Source organism: Marinobacter profundi (genome assembly GCF_002744715.1).
Lineage (GTDB): Bacteria > Pseudomonadota > Gammaproteobacteria > Pseudomonadales > Oleiphilaceae > Marinobacter > Marinobacter profundi.
Genome location: NZ_KZ319369.1, coordinates 517,975 through 540,272 on the forward strand (window position 1 = coordinate 517,975; position 22,298 = coordinate 540,272).

Annotated in this window: 19 protein-coding genes; 9 read left to right on the plus strand and 10 right to left on the minus strand. The window is 61.0% G+C overall.

Annotation, left to right across the window (positions count from 1 at the left end; translation table 11 throughout):
• Nucleotides 1-80 precede the first annotated feature (80 nt).
• The 7 genes from ppnP to CLH61_RS08000 all read right to left on the minus strand — a co-directional run bounded on the left by ppnP (nucleotide 81) and on the right by CLH61_RS08000 (nucleotide 6,282).
• On the minus strand, nucleotides 81-362 hold the full coding sequence (ppnP, locus tag CLH61_RS07970) for a pyrimidine/purine nucleoside phosphorylase (RefSeq protein WP_099614169.1): 282 nt from the start codon (nucleotides 360-362) through the stop codon (nucleotides 81-83).
• Nucleotides 363-477: 115 nt separating this feature from the next.
• Nucleotides 478-810, minus strand: coding sequence for a Na+/H+ antiporter subunit G (locus tag CLH61_RS07975; protein ID WP_099614170.1), 333 nt, complete (start codon nucleotides 808-810; stop codon nucleotides 478-480).
• Between the two features lie 37 nt (nucleotides 811-847).
• Complete coding sequence (locus CLH61_RS07980) at nucleotides 848-1,117, minus strand: K+/H+ antiporter subunit F (RefSeq protein ID WP_099614171.1); 270 nt, start codon at nucleotides 1,115-1,117, stop codon at nucleotides 848-850.
• The gene (locus CLH61_RS07985; protein ID WP_099614172.1) at nucleotides 1,114-1,602 is read right to left on the minus strand and encodes a Na+/H+ antiporter subunit E; all 489 of its coding nucleotides are present in this window, start codon (nucleotides 1,600-1,602) and stop codon (nucleotides 1,114-1,116) included. The genes CLH61_RS07980 and CLH61_RS07985 overlap by 4 nt, the downstream gene beginning before the upstream one ends.
• Nucleotides 1,599-3,119 (minus strand): monovalent cation/H+ antiporter subunit D, encoded by a 1,521-nt coding sequence (locus CLH61_RS07990; RefSeq protein WP_099614173.1) that lies wholly within the window; start codon nucleotides 3,117-3,119, stop codon nucleotides 1,599-1,601. Before CLH61_RS07990 ends, CLH61_RS07985 begins: the two co-directional genes overlap by 4 nt.
• Nucleotides 3,116-3,481, minus strand: coding sequence for a Na+/H+ antiporter subunit C (locus CLH61_RS07995; RefSeq protein ID WP_099614174.1), 366 nt, complete (start codon nucleotides 3,479-3,481; stop codon nucleotides 3,116-3,118). Before CLH61_RS07995 ends, CLH61_RS07990 begins: the two co-directional genes overlap by 4 nt.
• Nucleotides 3,481-6,282, minus strand: a complete 2,802-nt coding sequence (locus tag CLH61_RS08000) for a monovalent cation/H+ antiporter subunit A (RefSeq protein WP_099614175.1) — start codon at nucleotides 6,280-6,282, stop codon at nucleotides 3,481-3,483. Before CLH61_RS08000 ends, CLH61_RS07995 begins: the two co-directional genes overlap by 1 nt.
• Before the next feature lie 425 nt (nucleotides 6,283-6,707).
• On the opposite strand from CLH61_RS08000, the gene CLH61_RS08005 reads away from it, so the two are divergent.
• The 4 genes from CLH61_RS08005 (at nucleotide 6,708) to CLH61_RS08025 (ending at nucleotide 14,128) form a co-directional block, all read left to right on the plus strand.
• The gene (locus tag CLH61_RS08005; RefSeq protein WP_099614176.1) at nucleotides 6,708-8,762 is read left to right on the plus strand and encodes an NADPH-dependent 2,4-dienoyl-CoA reductase; all 2,055 of its coding nucleotides are present in this window, start codon (nucleotides 6,708-6,710) and stop codon (nucleotides 8,760-8,762) included.
• 387 nt (nucleotides 8,763-9,149) lie between these two features.
• Nucleotides 9,150-9,929: a sulfate reduction electron transfer complex DsrMKJOP subunit DsrO gene (gene dsrO, locus CLH61_RS08015; RefSeq protein ID WP_099614177.1), complete on the plus strand. Its 780-nt coding sequence runs from the start codon at nucleotides 9,150-9,152 to the stop codon at nucleotides 9,927-9,929.
• Entirely contained in the window at nucleotides 9,910-11,019 is a 1,110-nt protein-coding gene (gene nrfD / locus CLH61_RS08020; protein ID WP_099614178.1) for an NrfD/PsrC family molybdoenzyme membrane anchor subunit, read from the plus strand. Before dsrO ends, nrfD begins: the two co-directional genes overlap by 20 nt.
• A 19-nt stretch (nucleotides 11,020-11,038) precedes the next feature.
• Nucleotides 11,039-14,128 (plus strand): molybdopterin-dependent oxidoreductase, encoded by a 3,090-nt coding sequence (locus CLH61_RS08025; protein WP_099614179.1) that lies wholly within the window; start codon nucleotides 11,039-11,041, stop codon nucleotides 14,126-14,128.
• Between the two features lie 207 nt (nucleotides 14,129-14,335).
• On the opposite strand, the gene CLH61_RS18435 is transcribed toward CLH61_RS08025, so the two are convergent.
• Nucleotides 14,336-14,500 (minus strand): hypothetical protein, encoded by a 165-nt coding sequence (locus CLH61_RS18435; RefSeq protein ID WP_170003652.1) that lies wholly within the window; start codon nucleotides 14,498-14,500, stop codon nucleotides 14,336-14,338.
• A 246-nt stretch (nucleotides 14,501-14,746) separates the two neighbouring features.
• Here CLH61_RS18435 and CLH61_RS08035 point away from each other — a divergent pair, with 246 nt between their 5' ends.
• Nucleotides 14,747-16,549 (plus strand): acyl-CoA dehydrogenase, encoded by a 1,803-nt coding sequence (locus tag CLH61_RS08035; protein ID WP_099614180.1) that lies wholly within the window; start codon nucleotides 14,747-14,749, stop codon nucleotides 16,547-16,549.
• 15 nt (nucleotides 16,550-16,564) lie between these two features.
• Here the strand turns inward: CLH61_RS08035 and CLH61_RS08040 are convergent, their stop codons facing one another.
• The gene (locus tag CLH61_RS08040) at nucleotides 16,565-17,857 is read right to left on the minus strand and encodes an alkane 1-monooxygenase (protein WP_099614181.1); all 1,293 of its coding nucleotides are present in this window, start codon (nucleotides 17,855-17,857) and stop codon (nucleotides 16,565-16,567) included.
• A gap of 228 nt (nucleotides 17,858-18,085) precedes the next feature.
• Here CLH61_RS08040 and CLH61_RS08045 point away from each other — a divergent pair, with 228 nt between their 5' ends.
• The 4 genes from CLH61_RS08045 to CLH61_RS08060 all read left to right on the plus strand — a co-directional run bounded on the left by CLH61_RS08045 (nucleotide 18,086) and on the right by CLH61_RS08060 (nucleotide 21,651).
• Nucleotides 18,086-18,346, plus strand: a complete 261-nt coding sequence (locus CLH61_RS08045) for a hypothetical protein (protein WP_228152564.1) — start codon at nucleotides 18,086-18,088, stop codon at nucleotides 18,344-18,346.
• 174 nt (nucleotides 18,347-18,520) lie between these two features.
• Nucleotides 18,521-18,832, plus strand: coding sequence for a hypothetical protein (locus tag CLH61_RS08050; protein ID WP_099614182.1), 312 nt, complete (start codon nucleotides 18,521-18,523; stop codon nucleotides 18,830-18,832).
• 238 nt (nucleotides 18,833-19,070) lie between these two features.
• Complete coding sequence (locus CLH61_RS08055) at nucleotides 19,071-21,116, plus strand: PhoX family protein (RefSeq protein WP_099614183.1); 2,046 nt, start codon at nucleotides 19,071-19,073, stop codon at nucleotides 21,114-21,116.
• Nucleotides 21,117-21,288: 172 nt separating this feature from the next.
• On the plus strand, nucleotides 21,289-21,651 hold the full coding sequence (locus CLH61_RS08060) for a DUF4870 family protein (RefSeq protein ID WP_099614184.1): 363 nt from the start codon (nucleotides 21,289-21,291) through the stop codon (nucleotides 21,649-21,651).
• Between the two features lie 14 nt (nucleotides 21,652-21,665).
• On the opposite strand, the gene CLH61_RS08065 is transcribed toward CLH61_RS08060, so the two are convergent.
• Nucleotides 21,666-22,094 carry a DUF6316 family protein gene (locus tag CLH61_RS08065; protein ID WP_099614185.1) on the minus strand — a complete coding sequence of 143 codons (429 nt, stop codon included), beginning with the start codon at nucleotides 22,092-22,094 and terminating at the stop codon, nucleotides 21,666-21,668.
• Between the last annotated feature and the right edge of the window lie 204 nt (nucleotides 22,095-22,298).

The following is a 22,298-nucleotide window of genomic DNA, read 5'->3' on the forward strand; positions in this document are numbered from 1 at the left end:
GGAACCGCCGGAAAGGCAAAAAAAAACCGCAGAACACGGGTGCGTTCTGCGGTTTCTTTACTGCCCAGGGCTATTGCCTGTTATTCATAGGTACACAGGTATGCGGTATCGATATCCGCTTTCGCCGTGAAGCTGGACTGGCCCGCCACTTCAAAGCTTTCACCCGCTGCGTAGGTCATCCACTCGGTCATGCCCGGCAGCATCACGGTCAGGGCACCGCTGATGACGGTCATGGTCTCCTTCTGGGAAGTGCCAAACTCGTACTCGCCCGGAGTGATGACGCCCACCGTGGCCGGCAGGGCAGTGGTCTGGAAGGCGATGGATTTTACCTTGCCGTCGAAATATTCGTTCACTTTCAGCATAAACTGAACTCCTCGGATTTTTGGGCTGCACACTGTACAACAAATCCGCGAATTTGGAATGACAAATCTGCAGCCGGCGGCCCGTCATCGGTGACCGGCCGCGGGGTTGTCACCCCTACTGGTCCCAGGGCTTGCCGCGGGTCTGCCCGGTTGTCCCGACACCAATGTGCATGGCCGCCTTGGCCAGGATATTGGCGCTGACCGGCGCGGTGAGAAACAGGAACACGGTGATCAGAATCTCGACCACGCCGACGCCTTCGCCCCGGCTACTGAAAAATACCACCGAGCTGAGCATCACCGCCCCCACCCCCAGGGTGGTGGCTTTGGTGGGGCCATGGAGGCGGGTGAAGAAATCCGGCAGCCGGGCCAGGCCAATGGCTCCGACCAGGGTAAAAAAGCCACCGACCAGCAGCAGGACGGCGATGGTGTATTCGGCAACAGCACTCATGGTCTATGTCCTCTTAGGGCGCAAAGGGCCTCTGTACTCACTCGATCACACTGCCGCGCTTGAGGTACTTGGCCATGGCCACCGTACTCACAAACCCCATCACGGCAATCAGCAGGCCGGCCTCGATGTATTGCCGCGATTCCAGGGTTATCCCCAGCAGGATAATCAGGGCAATGGCATTGATGTTCAGGGTGTCCAGGGCCAGCACCCGGTCCGGGGCATCCGGCCCCTTGATCAGCCGGTACACATTGAGCAGGGCGGCAATAATCACCATGGCGATGGTGATGTTCAGGGCAATGGCGATCATTGGAACATCTCCAGCAGGGGTTTCTCATAGCGGCGATGGATCTCGTCGATCACCGCCTGTTCGTCGTCGGTATCCAGCGCGTGGATCAGCAAAGTCTTGTTGTCATCGCTGACGTCGGCGCTGACGGTGCCCGGTGTCAGCGAGATGGTGCTGGCCAGGATGGTGATTGCCAGCGGGTGCTCCAGCTGCAGGGGGTAGCTGATGAACGCCGAGCGTGGTTCGCGGGCCCGCAGGATCAGGACCGAGACGGTCACGCTGGCACTGACGATGTCGAGCAATACCCGCAGCAGATAGCCCGGCAGGTGCCAGGGTTTGATAAAGGCCGGCCGCTGCGGCCAGAAGCCGCGGGTGATCTGCGGTATCAGCCAGGCCAGCACGGCGCCCAGCACGACGCTGCCCCCTGAAATCCCGTCGCTGAGCAACTGCCAGACCAGGAACAGGGTCAGGCTCAGGTAGGGCTGTGGAAATCCGAGCCGGCTCATCATGATTCCTTACCTCCCACCATGGGTGTCTGCAAGATCTGGATGTACGCATCGGCGTCATGCAGCTGGGCGGCGGTGGCGTCGGTAAAGGCGCTGATCGGGCCCGCCAGCAGCACAATCACCACACTCAGGCCGATCAGTGAGCCGGCGGCCACGGTAATCGGCAAGGTGAGCTTTTCGGTTTCGGCAATATGGCCACTCACGTTACGCCAGAACACAATGCTGCCGGCGCGGCTGTAGGCAATCACGGTCACGAAACTGCCGACCAGCAGCACGCCCCATAGCCAGGCCATGGCAAGGCCCGGGGTGGCGGCCTTGAGGATCAGCAGTTTGGCGAAGAAGCCGCTGAGGGGCGGCAGGCCCGCTGCCGCTACGCTGCCAAGCAGGAACAGTACGCTGAGGAAGGTGCGGTTGTGCATTCTCGGGGCGGTCACGATGCCGTCGGCGGCACTGCCCCGCTGGCGCGCTACCATGTCCGCCACCAGGAACAGGCCACCGACAATCCAGGTGGTGTTGATCAGGTAGAACAGCGCGGCCGAGGTTCCTTCTTCGGAGCCCAGGCCAATGGCCGCGAGCAGGGTGCCCACCGAGATGATGACCTGCCAGGCAATCAGGGTACGCAGCTTTTCCGCACCCAGGGCGCCAATCACCCCCATGGCCAGGGTGACCAGGGCAATCGGGAACAGCCAGTCCATGCCGAGGTTTGCCAGTGGCCCGGCGCTGGCGCCGAAGATCAGCGTATAAACCCGCAGGATGGCGTAGATGCCGACCTTGGTCATGATGGCAAACAGTGCGGCTACCGGAGCCGTTGCGCTGGCGTAGGCTTTCGGCAGCCAGAAGCAGAGCGGCAGTACCGCCGCCTTGAGGGCGAAGACCACCAGCAACATCATGCCGCCGGCCTGCACCAGGAACACGTCGTCGCCACGGACCTGGGCAACCTTCACCGCCAGGTCTGCCATGTTGAGGGTCCCGGTGACGCTGTAGATCATGCCGACACTGATCAGGAACAGGGCGGAACCTGCGAGGTTGAGCACCACGTAGTGCAGGCCGGGAACGGTGCGAACGGTACCGCCGCCATGCATCAGCAGACCGTAGGAGGCAATCAGCAGGACCTCAAAGGCCACAAACAGGTTGAACAGGTCGCCGGTCAGGAAGGCGATGTTCAGCCCCATCAGCTGGAACAGGAACAGCGCGTGGAACTGCCGGCTGCCCTCGTCCGCGCGATGGATGGAATAGAGGTGACAGAAGAACGCCAGCACTGCAGTGACCAGCAACATCAGCGCGGCGAGCCGGTCCAGTACCAGGACAATGCCGAACGGCGGCTGCCAGTTACCGAAGGCGTAGACCCGGTAGCTGTCGTCGCTGGCCAGGACGGTCAGCACAATGGTGGAGGCCAGCAGCAGCACGGTGGTAATCATCGCCAGGGTGCGGCGCAGGCTGATCGGGGCATAGCCGATAAATACCTGCACGATGCCGCCCAGCAACGGTATCAGGATGGGTGCAATGAGCCAGTGATTCATTGGCGGGAGACCTCCGCGGATTCTGGCTCGGTCACGGCTTCAGGCTGACGCCCGTCGACGTGATCGTCGTCGTTATCCGCCTGGTTGCGGAGGGAAAGCACCACCACGAACGCGGTCATCGCAAAGCCGATCACGATGGCCGTCAGGACCAGGGCCTGTGGCAACGGATCGCTGTAGCTTTCCGCCGAACCCAGAATCGGCTGGCTACCGGTGGCCAGCCGGCCGGTGGAAAACAGGAACAGGTTGACGCCGTAGGAGATCAGGGTAAGCCCGACCACCACCGGGAAGGTCCGGGCCCGTAACAGCAGGTACACACCGGACGCCACCAGAACGCCGATAACCAGAGCAAACAACAGCTCCATTACGCGCCCTCCTTTTTACTTTTGATTGCGGAATGGGGTGACAGCCGGCCGATGCTGACCAGTGCCAGCAGGGTGGCGCCGATGACGGTCAGGTACACCCCGAGGTCAAACACCATGGCGGAGGCCACCTCGAACTTGCCCACCACCGGCCAGGTGATATAGCCGAAGGTGGAGGTCAGGAACGGGTAGCTGAAGGCAAGGCTGCCGGCTCCGGCCACTGTGGCGAACAGCAGGCCAATGCCGATCACGTTGTGGTAGCGGAACGGAATCCGGTCCTGGGTCCAGATCATGCCGCTGGCAATGTACTGCAGGATCAGCGCCACCGAGGTAATCAGCCCGGCGATAAAGCCGCCGCCCGGCAGGTTGTGACCGCGCAGGAAGATATACACCGACACCATCAGGGCCAGTGGCAGCATGGGTCGGGCCAGCTGGCGCAGCATCACCGGATAGGCGTCGCGGGTCCAGGGGTGGCCCTGGCCATCCCCCGGGGGTGGCGTCAGCGCCATGTTCTTCAGCATCGAGTAGATCCCCAGGGCGGCAATAGCCAGCACGGTAATTTCACCAAGGGTATCGAAGCCCCGGAAGTCGACCAGAATGACGTTGACCACGTTGGTGCCGCCACCGCCCGGCTTGCTGTTCTCCAGGAAGAAGTCCGAGATCGAACTGAACGGATCGGTCAGCATGGCCAGGGTGATGAGGGTCATCCCGGTACCGGCCGCCAGTGAAATCACAATGTCACGAATCCTGCGGCCGGTGGTGGTTTCCAGCGGCGTCCAGGACGGCATGTAGAACAGCGCCAGCATCAGCAGCACGATGGTGACCACTTCCACCGACAGCTGGGTCATTGCCAGGTCGGGTGCGGAGAACCGTACGAAGGCCAGTGCCACCACCAGACCGACCACGCTGAGCAGCACCAGCGCGAAGAAGCGTTCGCGGTGCATCAGGGCGGTGGCCAGGGCGCACACCATCAGCACGGCGGCCGCGACGGCGGTCGGCCAGTCAACGGGAGAGAGACCGTTGTCGCCGATGGCAATGCCGAGGTTGACCAGCGGCACCAGGGATACCGCCATGGCGGACACCACCAGCAGCATGGCATAGCGCTGCAGCGAACCGTTTTCGATGCGGGCGGTCAGCCGGTGTGCCTTGCTGACAAGGTTCGAGATCACGGCTTCAAACACCGCCTTCTCGTCGACTTCGCGGAACCGGGCGTGGAAGTCAAAGAAGCGCTTGCGCTGGCTGTACATCAGCAGCCCGCCGAAGAACGCCAGGAAGCTCATCATCAGTGGCAGGTTGAAGCCATGCATCACCGCCAGGTGATACTCGGGAACATCGCCACCGAGGGTGGCGGACGCGGCGGCATACAGCAGCGGACCCACGGAAATGGCCGGGAACACCCCCACCATGATGCAAGCAAAGACCAGAATCTCCACCGGAATCTTCATATACCGCGGCGGCTCGTGGGGCGGGTAGATGGGCAGGTCTACCGGCTTGCCGTTAAAGAACACGTCGTGGATGAAACGTGCGGAATAGGCCACTGCAAATATACCGGCCAGGGTCGCCACGATGGGCGGCAGCCAGGCCCAGATGCCGGGCAGGTTGAGTTGCAGCGACTCGGCAAAAAACATTTCCTTGCTGAGGAAGCCGTTGAGCAACGGCACCCCGGCCATGGAAGAGGCGGCCACCATCGCCAGGGTTGCGGTATGGGGCATGAACCGCCACAGACCATTGATGCGCCGCATGTCACGGGTGCCGGTTTCGTGGTCGATGATACCGGCCGCCATGAACAGTGAGGCCTTGAAGGTGGCGTGGTTGATGACGTGGAACAGCGCCGCAACCGCGGCAAGCTGGGTGCCCATGCCCAGTAGCAGGGTGATGAGCCCCAGGTGGCTGACGGTGGAGTGGGCCAGCAGGCCCTTGAGGTCATGCTTGAACATGGCCACGTAGGCACCGAGCAGCAGGGTCGCCATGCCGGTAAAGCTGACCATGTAGAACCATTGTTCAGTGCCGGCCAGCGCCGGATACAGCCGCGCCATCAGGAAGACCCCGGCCTTCACCATGGTGGCAGAATGCAGGTAGGCAGATACCGGGGTGGGCGCCTGCATGGCATGGGGCAGCCAGAAATGGAACGGGAACTGGGCGGACTTGGTGAAAGCGCCCAGCAGGACCAGGGTCAGGGCAAACGGATAAAGTTCGTGGGCCTTGATCAGATCACCGGCGGCAAGCACGTCGTCCAGTTCGAAGCTGCCGACGATACGGCCGATCAGCAGGATGCCGGCCAGCAAGGCCAGGCCGCCACCGCCGGTGACCGCCAGTGCCATCCGCGCGCCGCGACGGGCGTCCTGCTTATGGGTCCAGAAGCTGATCAGCAGGAAGGACACCAGGCTGGTCAACTCCCAGAAAATCAGCATCAGCAGCAGGTTGCTGGACAGCACAATGCCCAGCATGGCGCCCTTGAAGCACAGCAGCAGGGAATAGAATTTGCCGACATTTTCCTTGGCTTTCAGGTAATAGCGGGCATAGACGATGATCAGCAGGCCGATGATCAGGATCAGCAGCGCAAACAGCAGGGACAGGCCGTCCAGGCGTAAGCTGAAGGAAATGCCAAGCGCGGGTAACCATTGGTAGGTCTGAACCAGCACGCCGCCGTCGGCGAGGGTTTGCCAGTGCGGATACAGCGCTGCCAGGGCAATCAGCGCGGGCACCGACGCCGCTATGGCAATCGCGGTGCGGCCAGCCTGCACAAACAAAGGTGCAAACATGGCGCCGATAAAGGGCAGTAGAACGACCAGGGGTAGCGTCATCGCAACCTCATTTGTTTTTCAGATAACCAAGTACGGGGTAATCCGGGGTAATTGGCTGAATAAATGCTGAAACGTTGCCTGAGTTTAGTTCCCGCGATTGCCGCTTGCATGGATTAAGCTGTGCAGAACGCATGGAACCGTCGGCAGGTCAGTGGCGACGGGGAGGGTCCGGGAAGTACGGCAACCGGCCCCAGCCAAGGTAGGTGCTGGCCGGGAAGGGCAGGGCATTGGTGCCGGAAAGTGCGCGTGGCCTTTCGGTCATGAACGCTCCGTAAGGATAAAAGGAGTTCCGATGATACGTGGCAGGACCCTCAGGTCAAGTCAGCTTGCCATTAATCAACTCTATGAACGGCATTGGTGTCATACCTTGGTCGTAGATGGCTGTGCTACGATGCGCCATCACCAAGAACAGCCGAGAGCAGATCATGACCGCCGCCTACCCCAATCTTCTCAAGCCCCTGGACCTGGGTTTCACCGAGCTGAAAAACCGTGTGCTGATGGGGTCCATGCACACCGGGCTGGAAGACCGCTTCTGGAACATCCACAAGTTTGCCCGTTACTTTGCCGAGCGTGCCGAAGGCGGGGTGGGGCTGATGGTGACCGGTGGTTATTCGCCGAACCTGGTGGGCCAGCTGGCGCCGCTGTCTTCCACCATGAACAATCGCGCCACCGCGCTGCTGCACCGGCACGTTACCGGTGCGGTGCATGAAGCGGGGGGCAAGATCTGCCTGCAGTTGCTCCATGCCGGCCGTTACGGTTATCAGCCGCTGATCGTGTCAGCCTCCGCCAGCAAGGCACCCATCAGTCCGTTCAAGGCCCGTGCGCTGTCCACCAGGGGCGTCGAGCGGCAAATCGAGGACTTTGTCAGTGCTGCAAAACTGGCCCGGTTTGCCGGCTACGACGGCGTCGAGGTGATGGGCTCGGAGGGCTACTTTATCAACCAGTTCCTCTGCGAGCGCACCAACCGGCGCACCGACAAGTGGGGCGGTCCCTACGAGAACCGGATGCGGCTGCCGGTGGAGATTGTCCGCCGCATTCGTGAGGCCGTGGGCCCGGAGTTCATCATTATCTACCGGCTGTCCATGCTGGACCTGGTGGAAGGCGGCCAGACCTGGGACCAGATCGTCACCCTCGGCAAGGCCATTGAGCAGGCGGGTGCGACTATCATCAACACCGGTATCGGCTGGCATGAGGCCAGGGTGCCGACCATCGTCACCTCGGTGCCCCGCGGCGGATTTGCCGACGTCACCGCCAAGTTCTATGGCGAAGTGGCCATTCCGGTGTGTACTACCAACCGCATCAACACCCCGGAAAAAGCCGAGGAGATCCTTGCCGCCGGCAAGGCGGATATGGTGTCAATGGCGCGGCCGTTGCTGGCCGACAGCGAGTTTGTCCGCAAGGCCGAGCAGGGTCGGGCGGACGAGATCAATACCTGTATTGCCTGCAACCAGGCCTGCCTCGACCATGTGTTCCAGAACAAGCGGGCGTCCTGCCTGGTCAACCCGCGGGCCTGCCACGAGACCGAACTGGTGCTGACCGTGGCGCCGGTTGCCCGCCGGGTAGCGGTGGTGGGCGCCGGTCCGGCCGGGCTGGCGGCAGCCACCACGGCGGCCAAACGTGGCCACCGGGTGACCCTGTTTGAGGCGGACGACAGGATTGGTGGCCAGTTCAACTACGCCAAGCGAATCCCGGGCAAGGAAGAGTTCTATGAAACCCTGCGCTATTACCAGCGCCAGATTGAGCTGCTCGATATCGAACTGAGCCTGAACACCCGGGCGGATGTCGACCAGCTGGTCAGTGAGGGCTTTGATGACGTGCTCATCGCCACCGGCGTGAAACCCCGGACACCGGCGATCGAAGGCATTGACCACCCGAAGGTGCTGGGGTACCTGGATGTGCTGCGTGACAACAAGCCGGTGGGCAGTACCGTGGCGGTGATCGGTGCGGGGGGTATCGGCTTTGATGTCAGTGAATTCCTCAGCCACGATGCCAGTCATCACCCGGAAGGCGAGCAGGTCGATATCGGCCAGTGGCAGAAAGAGTGGGGGGTGGCGGCCGACTTCGAAGGTCCGGGAGGCCTCGCGGAACGCCAGCCAACCTCGTCGCCTCGCAAGATCTACCTGATGCAGCGCAAGAGCAGCAAAGTGGGCGCCAGCCTGGGCAAAACCTCCGGCTGGGTCCACCGCAGCAGCCTCAAGCACCGTGCCGTGGAGATGCTGCGTGGCTGCAGCTACGACCGCATCGACGACCAGGGACTGCACATCACCGTCACCGACAAGGACGGCAAGCACCCGGAGCAGCGCCTGCTGGCTGTTGATCATGTCATCATCTGCGCCGGCCAGGAGCCCCTGCGGGAACTGTTTGACCAGCTCACCGCCCGCGGGGTCAGGGCCACGCTGATTGGCGGCGCCGATGTTGCCGAGGAACTCGACGCCAAGCGTGCCATTCGCCAGGGTACCGAGGTGGCTGCCGGGCTGTGACCTGCGCGTCAATTACCGAGGGGACTGACCTCAGGTCTGTCCCCGATCATCCTCCCAAGTCCAGGGACACTGGCCTGGGTCCAGAGTTCTGGCACGAGAAAATTGAAGGGAATATTGCCGGAGATCAACGGAATCTTGCCGAACTAAAGGAACTTGGTTGGCGCGTGTGTACTCTGTGGGAGTGCGAGGTCAAAGGCGCAGGCAAGAATTAACTGGCCCGCCGGAAATGGTCAGCAACCCCATTTCTTCCTGAGCGTTCTGATTGTAAGTAGTTGTTCGTAACCGTTGACGTTGTTGGTCTGGTAACTGATCGATATCAAATTCCTGCAAGCCTGCTTTGTTAATGTCCGTGGTAGTTAGAAACCGACTTATCACGCAGGTGATTCCATGGACAAACTCCGCCGGGCCTTGCTCGGGCAGATCGCCAAGCTCACCGCCGGTGCAGCACTGGTTCCTTTAAGCAGCCTTGCTTCTGCCGGTATCAATGCCCAACCCCCGCGCCGTGAAGGTGATCCCTCCAAGCGCTACGCCATGCTGATTGACTTGCGGGCCTGTATTGGCTGCCAGGCCTGTACGGTGTCTTGCCATATCGAGAACGAGGCGCCGCTGGGCAGTTTCCGTACGATTGTTTCCCAGTACGAGGTGGAGCATGAGGAAACCGGCGATATTGCTACGTTCATGCTGCCGCGCCTGTGTAACCACTGCGACAACCCGCCTTGCGTGCCGGTGTGCCCGGTAGAGGCGACCTTCCAGCGCCAGGACGGCATTGTGGTGGTGGATAACGATGTCTGTGTCGGCTGTGCCTATTGTGTACAGGCCTGCCCGTACGATGCCCGCTTCATTAACGAACACACCCAGACAGCCGACAAGTGCACCTTCTGTGCGCACCGCCTGGATGTAGGCCTGCTGCCGGCCTGTGTGGAATCCTGTGTGGGTGGCGCGCGGATTATTGGCGACCTGAACGACCCGGACAGCCAGATCAGCCGCATGATGAAAGAGCACTACGAAGACCTGATGGTGCTGAAGCCGGAAATGGGCACCGCCCCCCACGTGTTCTATCTCGGCATGGAAGAGCGGTTTATGTCTCGCCCACAGGCCAAGCCGGCCATTTGGGATGTGCGTACTCAGGAAGGTAAGGAGATCGGTTATGAATTCGATGGCCATTGAGGTTCTTACCCCTCGCTATGGCATTGCCTGGTACCCCTGGGCGGTGCAGTACTTTTTCATGATTGCGGTCTCTTACTCGGCGCTGTTGCTGACGGTGCCGGGGCTGATTTTCGGTAACAAGAACTATCAGCCACTGGCCAAGGTGGCCTTGCTGGTTACCGTTACCTGCACCCTGGTGGGGCCGGTGGCGCTGCTGGCGGATTTGCACCAGCCGCTGCGGTTCTGGCACTTCTACGCCAACCTGAACACCCAGTCCTGGATGTCTATCGGCAGTTTGTTGCTGCCGCTGTACCTGGTGATGGTGCTGGCCTATGCCTGGCTGGCGTGGCGCCCGGCCATGCAGGAGCAGGCACAGGAGCCTGGCTGGATTGGCAAGTTGTCAGGCTGGATCAGCATGGGTAGCTGGCAGGCACCGCGCTGGATGCTGGTGCTGGCGGGGTTGGGTGCCCTGGCCTTTGCCTTCGGCATCATGCTGTACACCGGGGCAGAAGTAGCCATTCTGAAATCCCGCCCGCTGTGGCACACCAACTGGCTGCCGGTGATGTTTGTGCTGACTGGCCTGGTGGCGGCCTCTGGGCTGGTGGTTCTGATCAACCGCTTGATGACCGGTAACGATGAAGAGATCAACCGGCAAGGCCTGAAGGTGATCTTTGTGAGTATGGCGCTGGCGGCAATTGTGGCGGCGCTTTGGGTATCCGAAGGCATTACCGGTTTCAGCCCGTCTGTTGAAGCAGCGTTTGAATCTTTGAAAGGCAACGCGGAATGGCGCCTGGTAGCCATTTACGGCCTGGCGGTAGGCATTGTGCTGACCCTGGCCACCATTGCCATGCTGCGCCGCCCGGGCTGGATGACCCGTGCCTGGATTGCCGGCCTGCTGGCGGTGCACATCGGGTGGACCTTCCGCTGGATGGTGCTGATGGAAGTGCAAACCGTGGCCAAGAATACCGCAGGTTATTACCAATACGCCGTAGAGGCAGGCTCCAGTGGCTTGCTTGGAATTGTCGGCACCTTCGGGTTGTGGCTGGCAGCGTTACTGATTATCGACATCCTGGTGCCCTGGAAGAAAGGCCTCCAGGCTGGCAGCCACTGATTAAGGGCGGAGCATAGTTATGGACAAGAATCGTCGTAATTTTCTGAAAGGAGCAGCGGCTGCTGGCGGTGTTGCTACCTTCGCGGCGGGCTACTACGATCCGCTGGAAAAAATGGCCAAGGGCCTGGTGAACGGCACCTCTGGCAAACCGACTAACGACCGGCTGCACGCCAACAGCCTGGCGCCGGAGTATTCCGTAGACCCCACCACCGGTGAAGTAAAACTGAACCCGGGCCAGCGCATTGCCTTCACCGTGTGCTATGGCTGCACCACCAAGTGCGGCGTGCGGGTACGGATTGATAAAGAGCAGGACAAGGTTCTGCGGGTGTCTGGTAACCCGTACCACCCGTTGTCTTCTGACGAGCACCTGGACGAGAACACGCCGGTAATGGATGCGTTCCGCCAGATGAGTAACTTCAAGGACCAGGGCCAGCTGAACCGGTCTACGGCCTGTGCCCGTGGCAACGCCGCCATGGCCCAGCTCACCAGCGACCAGCGCGTACTCACCTGCCTGAAGCGGGTAGGGCCGCGGGGCAGCAACCAGTGGGAATCCGTTCCGTTCGAGCAGCTACTGGATGAAATTGTGGAAGGCGGTGACCTGTTCGGCGAAGGTAACGTGGAAGGCCTGCGTGCCATTCGCGATATCGAAACCCCGCTGGACCCGAAAAACCCGGAATACGGCCCCAAGGCCAACCAGTTGCTGGTAATGGAAGCCACCGATTACGGCCGTTCTGCGCTGCTGAAGCGGTTCGCCTGGAACGCTTTTGGTACCCGCAACTACGGCCACCACGGTGCCTACTGTGGCCTGGCGTTCCGTATGGGTTCCGGCGCGGTGATGAACGACCTCGCCAAGAACGCCCACGTTAAGCCGGACTTCGCCAACACCAAATTTGCGCTGTTCATCGGCACCGCGCCCAGCCAGGCCGGTAACCCGTTCAAGCGCCAGGGCCGTATGCTGGCCCAGGCTCGCACCAAGGGTGACCTGGAATACGTGGTGATCGACCCGGCTTTGACAGCGGCTGCGTCTCACGCGGCGGGCGAGCGCAATAACTGGATTTCCATTCTGCCGGGCACAGACCCCGCGCTGACCATGGGCCTGATGCGCTGGATGCTGGAGAACGATGGCTACGCCAAGGATTACCTGGCCATCCCGGGTAATGCGGCGGCCCAGGCTGCCGGTGAAAAAGGCCACTCCAACGCCACGCACCTGGTGATTGACGACGATGCTCACCCGCGGGCCGGTTACTTCCTGCGTATGAGCGATATCGGCCGCGCCACTGCGGGCGCTGAAGACGATGTGCCGGTGGTTGTTGATGCCAATGGCGAGCTGGCAAGCTCCGAAGTGGCCAGCAGTGCCGAGCTGTTTGTGGAGCGTACCGTAGAAACCGGCAACGGCCCGGTTGTGGTGCGCAGTTCCCTGTTCAAGCTGCGTGCAGAAGCGCAGAAGTACAGCATTGAAGAATACGCTGATATCTGCGGTATTGATGCGGAAATCATCCGCCGGCTGGCGAAGAAGTTTGCCAGCCACGGCCGGCAGTCAGCAGCCGATGCCCACGGTGGCATGATGTCTGGTGCGGGCTTCTACGCCTCTTTCAGCGTGAACATGCTGAACGTGCTGGCGGGCAGCTTTAACCATAAAGGCGGCGTGGCCAAGGGTGGTGGCTCTTTCAATGGAGTAGGCAAAGGCCCCCGATACGATCTGGCAGATTTCCCCGGTAAGGTCGGCCCGAAGGGTATTTTCCTGAGCCGTTCACGGTTCCCGTACGAGAAGTCTTCCGAGTACAAGCGCAAGGTGGCCAGTGGCCAGTCTCCGTACCCGGCTGAAGGCCCGTGGCGCAAGCTGGCGCCGCCGATTCTGACCGAGCATTTGATGTCTGGACTGGATGGCTACCCGTATCGCATCAAGGCGATGATCAGTGCCATGGCCAACCCGCTGTATGGCCAAGCCGGCCTGACTTCCGTCATCGAAGAGAAGCTGAAAGACCCGAAGAACATCGGCCTGTTTGTGGCGGTGGATGGTTTCATCAACGAAACCAATCGCTTTGCCGACTACATTGTGCCGGATTCCGTGATGTATGAAGTATGGGGCTTTACCGGAGCCTGGAGCGGTACGCTCACCAAGATGACTACTGCCTGCTGGCCAGTGGTGGAGCCTCGCCAGGTGAAGACTGCCGCCGGCGAGCCGGTGAGCCTGGACGCCTTCTTCATTGAACTTGGCAAGAAGCTGAGCCTGCCGGGCTTTGGTGATGATGTGATTGCCGGTGCCGATGGCACCATGCATCCGCTCAACCGCGCCGAGGACTTTTACCTGCGTGCGGCGGCGAACATTGCGATGACTGGCAAGCCGCTGTCTGCGCCCAGCGAGGAAGACATTGTGGCCGGTGGTATCGAGCCGTTGATGGATCGTATCAAGTCTACCGTGGCGGAAGACGAAGTGGGCCCGGTGGCGCACCTGTATTCCCGCGGTGGCCGCTTCGAGACCATGGAAAAAGCCTACGACGGCGATAAACTGGGCCACGCCTGGAGTCGCCCGCTGTGTGTCTACAACGAAGATGTGGGCACAGCCATCGACAGCTACAGCGGCAAGCGCCTGACCGGTACTCCCATGTACCATCCGCCGCGCTTCTGGGATGGCTCGCTGATGCGGGAGCACTTCCCGGAAAACGAATGGCCACTGCTGGCGTTCTCGTTCAAGAGCAACCTGATGAACTCCTACGCCATCGGCCTGGAGCGCCTGCGTATGATCAAACCCTACAACCCGGTGCTGATCAACCGCAAAGATGCCGAGAAGTTTGGTGTGCAACACGGTGACACCATCAGCATCGAAAGCCCGGGCGGCAAGGTACTGGCACTGGCGCTGGTGGGTGACGGTGTGCACGAAGGCGCGATCGGCATCGAACATGGCTACGGCCACCGCGAACTCGGTGCCGCCGGCCACGTGATCGACGGCGAAGAACGTCCCGGCAACCCCTACCTCGGTGCCGGCGTGAACATAAACGACCTCGGATTTGCCGACCCGACCCGCACCGACCAGACAGCCACCTGGCTGGAAAACGTCTCCGGCGCCGCCGTACGCCAAGGCCTGCCCGTGCGAATCCGCACCGTCTGATTAAACTTGTCCACTTCAGTTCCGGGGCCAGACCTGAGGTCTGTCCCCGAATGCTCTGGTAGTCATAATTGGTCACGTTTACATGACCACAATGGGTCACAAACTGACCAGTCACATCAAGCCGATGATTACCGGCTATGACGACATTGATGACGCTCCGCGCCAACCCTGATCGACCGCCGGCCTGGTCCTCAGGCCGGCAACACGCTACTGCAGGGCCTTGAGGGCATCGCTGATGGCCTGTGCTTCCGCTGCAAGTACCTGATAACGCAGGCTGTCGGCCTGCCCGCTGGCCTGTTGGAGTTGTTTCTGCTTCATATCATAAAGCCGGTTGAGCAGGGCTGCCTGGCCGGTTTTGTCGGGTGCGTTCATGGAGTTACACCTCCCACGGTTGCACTCTTGTCAGTAATTTTTACGTTTGTGGACGTTAATTGGCCCATTACCTGTGATGCAGCATAATCCGTGCCGTAAACGTCCGGCATTGGCCGGTGCTACGGCGACCGGCGGCGGCGCGGCAAGGGTTTCCGGGACGATCACTCCGCCAGTATCCGGCAGGGAGTGGTTGCTTCGGGTGGAGGCCGCTGCAACAATCGGGGCCGGACTGACAGGAGACCCCGAATGACCGATACCCTGATCGATCGCCGTGATCTGGCGTTCCAGCTGTACGAGGTACTGGATACTGCGAGCCTGACGGCGCGGGAGCGTTTCAGCGAGCACAGTCGCGAGACCTTTGATGCGGTCATTGAAACCGCCGACCGCATGGCCCACGACAAGTTCGCCACCCACAACAGCGCCGCGGACAAGGACGAGCCCCGGTTCGTCAACGGCCAGGTGGAGATGCTGCCGGAGGTCAAAGACGCCTTCCGTGCCTACGCCGAGGCGGGTTTTATTGCCGGCCGGTACGATTACGAGCTGGGCGGCATGCAGTTGCCGGAGTCGGTGATGGCGGCCTGTAATGGATTCTTTACAGCGGCCAACCCCGGTACCGCCGGGTATCCCTTTCTCACCACCGCGGCAGCCAACCTGATCCGGGTGTTTGGCAACGACCAGCAGAAGGCTACCTTTCTGCCACACATGCTGTCCGGTCGTTTCACCGGTACCATGGCCCTGACCGAACCCCACGCCGGCTCATCACTGGCGGACATCCGTACCTCGGCGACACCCACCGACGGCGGGCATTACCTGATCAAGGGTGCCAAGATCTACATTTCCGGCGGTGACCAGTCCATCACCGACAACATCATTCACATGGTGCTGGCGAGGATAAAGGGCGCGCCGGCGGGGGTGCGGGGGATTTCCCTGTTCATTGTGCCGAAGGTCCTGGTGGACGCCGATGGCAATCCGCAACAGCGCAACGGCGTGGCGCTGGCGGGGCTGATCCACAAGTTGGGGTACCGCGGCACCACCTCCACCGCGCTGAGTTTCGGGGACGACGCCCCCTGTCACGGCTACCTGGTGGGAGAGCCCCACCAGGGCCTGAAGTACATGTTCCAGATGATGAACGAGGCCCGTCTCGGGGTGGGCTTCGGCGCGGCGGTCATCGGCTATCGCGGTTATCTGCACAGCCTGGACTACGCCCGGGAGCGCCTGCAGGGGCGCAGGCTTGCCGAGAAGAACCCGGATGCCCCCCAGGTGCCCATCATCGAGCATGCCGATGTCCGCCGTATGCTGCTGGCCCAGAAGGCGTACTGTGAGGGCGGCCTGGCGTTGTGCCTCTATGGCGCACGCCTGGTGGACGACCAGCACACCCATCCGGACCCGCAGAAGCGGCTGGAAGCGGGTAAGCTGCTGGACCTGCTGACACCGGTAATGAAGGCATGGCCCTCGGAATTCGGCCCGAAAGCCAACGACCTGGCGATCCAGGTCTACGGGGGCGCCGGCTATACCCGCGAGTACCCGGTGGAGCAATGTTGGCGGGATAACCGGCTGAATCCGATCCACGAAGGTACCAACGGCATCCAGGCCCTGGACCTGCTGGGCCGCAAGATCTGGCAGGACCAGAGTCATGGCCTGCAGTTGTTGATGCAGGCCATGCAGGTTGACCTGGAGGCCGCCACCACCGCCCGATGCCAGCAGTGGGCCCTGTCGCTCAGTGAGACCCTGCAACAGGCGGTGAAGGTGACCCAGAGCCTGGGCAAGACGCTGATGCAGGACAGTCCGGAGCGGGTGCTGGCCAATGCCTCGGTCTACCTGCACCTGTTCGGTCATATTGTGGTGGCCTGGATGTGGCTGCGGCAGGCCAACGCGGCGGCGAAGGCCCTGGCAGACGCGGCCACTGATGATGACCGGCATTTCTACCAGGGCAAACTGCAGGCGGCGCAGTACTTCTTTCACTGGGAACTGCCCACCGTGGCGCAGGACCTGGTGTTGCTGCGCAATCAGGACGACACCTGCCTGAACATGCAGGCAGACTGGTTCTGACGCTCAGCCGGGCTATCAGGCCGCTGCGGAGTCCGCCCGGGCTTCCCGCCGTGCGCTGGCTTCCGCGGCTACCCTGGCCGCGTAATCCGCGTATTTTGCCATCAGCTCGTCCTTGCGCTCCGGATCCCAGTTAATGCGGGTAAGATCGCCCTCATAGTGGTCGATCACCCGCTTATCCATCATCTCGTACCACGTTGACGGCAGGTACGCTGGCAGGATCAGTGATGCGTAGCCGCCCGGCAGTTGCGGTGCCTCTCCGAAGTGACGCAGGGCCTGGAACTTGCGGGTCGGGTGGGCATGGTGATCGGAATGACGCTGCAGCTGGTACAGCACCAGATTGGTAATGATGTGGTTGCTGTTCCAGCTGTGTTCCGGCTGGGTGCGCTCGTACTTGCCGCTGGCGTCTTTCTGGCGCAACAGGCCGTAGTGTTCCATATAGTTAACCGTTTCCAGCAGGCTGGCGCCATAGGCGGCCTGGGCTACAAGGAACGGCAGGGCACGCGGGCCACAGGCGAGGGTGGTGGCACCAAAGAAACCGGCGGTCATCGCCCAGCCCTGCAGCAGTTCGTTCTCCAGACTCCAGAACCCCTTGCCGCGGCGCTTCAGCCGGGACTTTTCAATCTCGATGGCGGATTTGATGCCGCCCACCACCGTGCGTGGCAGGAATTTCCAGAAACTCTCCCCCATCCGGCTGGTGGCCGGATCTTCCGGAGTTGCGACCCGCTTGTGGTGGCCAAAGTTGTGCTCTACCACAAAGTGGGTGTAGCCCGTCGGCGCGAGCGCAGCCATCGACGCCAGCTTGTTGACCTTGCTCGACTTGTGACCCAGCTCATGGCCGGTATTGATCCCCAGGCCGTTGATGCCGCCCACGGTGAGGGTAATACCGATCTTGTCTTCCAGCGGCACATTCTTGCGGCTGGCCAGCCAGGCTCCCAGGAAGGTCATGGCGTACTGGGTCGGGATAAAGGCCTTCACAATGAAGTCGTAATACTTGTCCTGTTCCAGGGACGGCACCGCCGCTTCCGGCGGGTTGCTTGCGTCCTCGCCCACCAGTCGGTCCAGTGCCGGAATGATGCCGTGAATCAGTGCGGGCCCGGTCCAGGCCAGTGCCTTCAGTTTCTTTGGGGCAATGGCATAGCCTGCCAGGGCCGCCAGACCCACTCCGGGCAGTGCCGGGCTCATTAGCCAGAGGTAACGCTTCGGGTCCGACCAGTGGCGGCCTTGGGCGTCGTTGCTTGCGGCCGGCGAAGCCTTGTCACTGGGGTTCGCAGCGGGTGCCTTGGCGCTGGTGCTGGGTTGAGTGCTCATCAGTCTTTCCTCCGGGTCGACGGCTTGTTTTGATATGTTGTCCGACAATATGGCAATAAGTCAGTCAAAAATCAAACCCGAACTGATCAAAAATTGATAAAAATCCATTCCGCTCTGGTTGGCGAACTCGCGGGATGTGAACCAAACTAGTCAGGTGCCCGGCTGGGCACGCTGTAACTCACTGCATGACAGAACCAATGCGCTGCACATAACAGGGATGAATCAGCGATGAGTACAGAGACACCTACCTCAGAGAACTGGCAGTCCGCCACCTGGTCACTCCAGGAGCAGTTGCAGGACTATCGTTGTGCGGAAACCCTGCTGGAAATTGTCTACCGGGATGAAGCTGGCCAGATCCAGACCGTTCATGATGTGGTCCGGGACCTGTTTGTCCGGGCCGGACAGGAATTCCTGATTCTGGGGCGCGGGCAGCTGGTGCGGTTTGACCATTTGCTGGTGCTGGATGGCAGGGTGATCAACCAGGCCTGAACCTGAACTCCCGGGTTGACAGCCCTGAGCCTGAACTCCCGGGTTGAAAGGTGGTTGGTGTTTATAACCTGTTGTCTTTTCTGAAAAAAAGGTAATCCCCCCGTAATTGTGCTGACCCTGCCCGCAGACGTAGACTCTGTCCCGGACATTTATCTGCCAATGGAAGGAATTGTTATGAACAAATTCACACTGACTGCTCTGGCTCTGGTAATGACCCTTGGTCTGGCGGCCTGCAGCGACGACAGCAGCAACGAGCAAGGTGTTGATGTCGAGCAGGCTGCGGACAATGCGGCGGACATGGCGCAGGATGCCGGCGACGCCATGGGCGACGCGGTTGAAGAGGCCACCGGCCAGACCGATAGCGCCTGGGAGCAAACCAAGGATGCTGCCAAGGAGACCGGTGAGCGTATCGGTGAAGCCGCTGAGGAAGCCGGCGATGCCGTGCAGGACGGCTACGACGACATCACCAAGGAAAACGCGGAATAATCCGTCAAGTCCGACTGTCGACTTGTTTGCTACATCGTTATAAACAGCAAAGCCCGCCACCTCCGGCGGGCTTTGCTGTTTATGGCCGGTCATTATGGCTGTCAGAATTTGTTAACAGAACTGCCGCCAATTGTTCACCGGTTTGTCATGGGGTGACGGGAAACTTCACAGCACTGTGTTGATCCTGAAACGTTGATTTCGAAACGTTGAACCTGAAACTCCCTGAGAGAGACCGAAAATGGCAAAGCATGACATTGACCCCAACTACAACGACCCCAATTACGAGCCGGTAGTCAACCACTCCGGCAATACCCCGTTTGAATCAGTACTGGCGTCCCGCTTGAAGCGCCGTTCCGTGATGAAAGGTGGCATGGGCGCCGCCCTGGCCAGTGTGATGGGGCTCTCCCTGGCCGGTTGTTCCGATGACGACGACGATGCCGTCGCCACACCGTCAACTCCGGCGCCGGATGGCGACACCCCGTCGGCCACCGAGCTGGGTTTCAAACCGGTTGCCGTTTCTACCGCCAACAGCGTTGTGGTGCCGGAAGGTTACACTGCCAAAGCCTTCGTACCCTGGGGTACCCCGCTGACCGGCAGCCTGCCGGAGTACCGAGCCGACGGCAGCAACACCGGTGAGGAGCAGGAACAGCAGGTGGGGATGCACCACGATGGCATGCATTTCTTCCCGATCGATCTGAAGGCCGGCGGCAACAGCTCTACCGAAGGCCTGCTGGTGATGAACCACGAGTACATCAACCAGACCCATATTCATCCGGCTGGCGCGACCGGGGAGAGCAATCTTGACGGTGTGATTATCTCCCGCCCTGCCGATGAAGTCCGCAAGGAAATCGCCGCGCACGGCGTATCCGTTATCCATATCAAGCAGGGTGCCGATGGTGAGTGGGCGGTGGTTCATGGCAGCCCCTACAACCGTCGGGTAACCGGTGGTACCGAGATGGATATCCGTGGTCCGGTCAGTGGCTACAGCAAGCTGGTCACCCGGTTCAGCCCGCTCGCCAACCAGACACGCGGCACCCTGAACAACTGTGCCATGGGTCCGACGCCCTGGGGCACCTACCTGACGGCTGAGGAAAACTGGGCGGGCTATTTCGCCAACAAGGGCGCTATCACCCGCGAGCAGGCCCGCTACGGTACTGGCTCGGCCTCCCGCCGCTATGACTGGGAACTGGCCGACAACGCCGCCGATGAGTACGTTCGCTTCAACGTCACGGCCATCGCCGCTACTGCCGATCTGGACTACCGCAACGAAGCCAACACCTATGGCTACATGGTGGAAATCGATCCGTTCGCCCCGGAAAGCCGGCCGCAGAAGCGTACCGCCCTGGGCCGCTTTGCTCACGAAGGGGTTATCTTCGCTCCGGTAACCGAAGGTGAGCCGGTGGTGTGTTACTCCGGTGACGATTCCCGTTATGAATACATCTACAAGTTTGTCTCTGCCCAGCCCTATTACGCGGCGACCGCCGGTGGCCACCTGCTGAACCAGGGCACGCTTTACGTGGCCCGTTTCAACGAAGACGGCACCGGTGAATGGCTGCCGCTGGACCTGAGCGATGCCGGCTTCAAGGCCAAGGTGGATGCAGCAGTGGGCACCACTGTTGGCGCCATTGCCTTTGACGGTTTCGAGAACCAGGCCGACGTGCTGGTCAACACCCGTCTGGCAGCGGACATTGCCGGTGCTACCCCGATGGACCGTCCCGAGTGGGGCGCGATCGACCCGAACAGCGGCGAGGTGTACTTCACCCTCACCAACAACAGCAAGCGCACCGCCGACGACATCGATGCCGCCAACCCGGTGATCAACAACATCAACGGCCACATCATTCGCTGGGCCGAGGCCGGTAGTGACTACACGGCCACCAGTTTCGAATGGGACATCTTTGTATTTGCCGGCGAGCAGGGCACCGAAACCGTGGTTGATGGTGAAGCAGTGGTCACCCTGGACGACAGCAACATCTTCAACAGCCCGGATGGCCTGTGGTTTGACTACAACGGCCGCCTGTGGATCCAGACCGATGGCTACAGCAACGAGGTATTCGGCAACCAGATGATGCTGGCGGCCAACCCGGTCACCCGGGAAATCAAGCGTTTCTTCGTGGGCCCGCAGGGTTGCGAAGTGACAGGCGTGGTGACCACCCCGGACAGCAAGACCATGTTCGTAAACATCCAGCACCCGAAAGCCAACTGGCCGAACGCGGCGGAAGCCCGTCCCCGTGACGCGACTGTCATCGTCACCCGTGACGACGGCGGCGTAATCGGCGCCTGATTCCGGCGCTGATCAGAGCCCTGCCGGGCAACCGGTCATGTTCGCATGGCTGGTTGTCGGGCGGGGCTTTGCTGTTTTCTGGCAATTGGATTCTGAGGATGGTGCGGGTGGCTCTTTGCGGGTTCTCCTGCTGTGGTAGACTCGGCAAAAGCCGTACCTCAGGAGAGCAGCCTTGGCAGAACCCGAATACATCCCCGCAAACAGCGAGCCCACCGAGCGCCGCGCCGATCCCGCCCGCAACCTGGCCGTGGTTGTTTATATCCTGCAGGCATTGTCCTTCTTTCTGGGCGGTGTGACCGGCCTGGTGGCGGTTATCATCAACTACATCAAGCTGGATGAAGTCAGGGGGACCTGGGTCGAACCCCATTTCCGCTGGCAGATCCGCACCTTCTGGTTCGGCTTGTTGTGGACGGTGATCAGCATTGTGACCATCCCGATCCTGATAGGCTGGTTCATCCTGCTGGGTATTTCGATCTGGTTGATCTACCGCATTGTCCGCGGCGCACTTGCGCTGAACGACGGCAAGGCGCCCTGAGCCCAAGCGGCCATTCAGTGGCCGTCGTCGTCCCGTGCGGGTGCTGTTCTCCCCTTGGCCGCACTGCCGCTAGCCTCGATAAAGTGCAGTTTCGCCTCAATGCAGACGGCGCACAGCGCCTTGGTGCAGGTATCCGGATCGTGGATCTGGATGCCGTAATGGGTGGGTGACGAGAAATGGCGGGCGGTCAGCCGCTTGCAGCCCCGAATATAGTCCTCCAGGGCTTCGCTGGCTTCCGCCCAGGATTCGAATGGCCCCAGATCTTCCTGTTCGCGGGTTCGGGCGTACCAGCCTTTCAGGGTCTTGATGAAGCGGTCCGACCGCACGTGCATGCCGTAGTCCGAGCCGAAGCCCGGCTCATTATCCTGTAGCCCCTTGGCCTGCTGCCCGCTGCCAGCACCCTTGCCTTTGCGTCCCAGACGCCGAAACTGATCGAAGTTCATCCTGCTCCTGTTGCCTTACCAGCTGCGGATTGATCCTGGCTGGTTTCGGTTCCCTGCGTTCAAAAATAGTACAGCTGTCCACTTTAAACGAATTTCTGGCCCGTGGGGATGCGCAAAATGTGTAACAGTTCCTTGTCAATTCGGGTTAATCGAGTGTCGATTTGTATGTCAGGCTTGCAATAGTAAGGGGCTGTTATCTAAGGA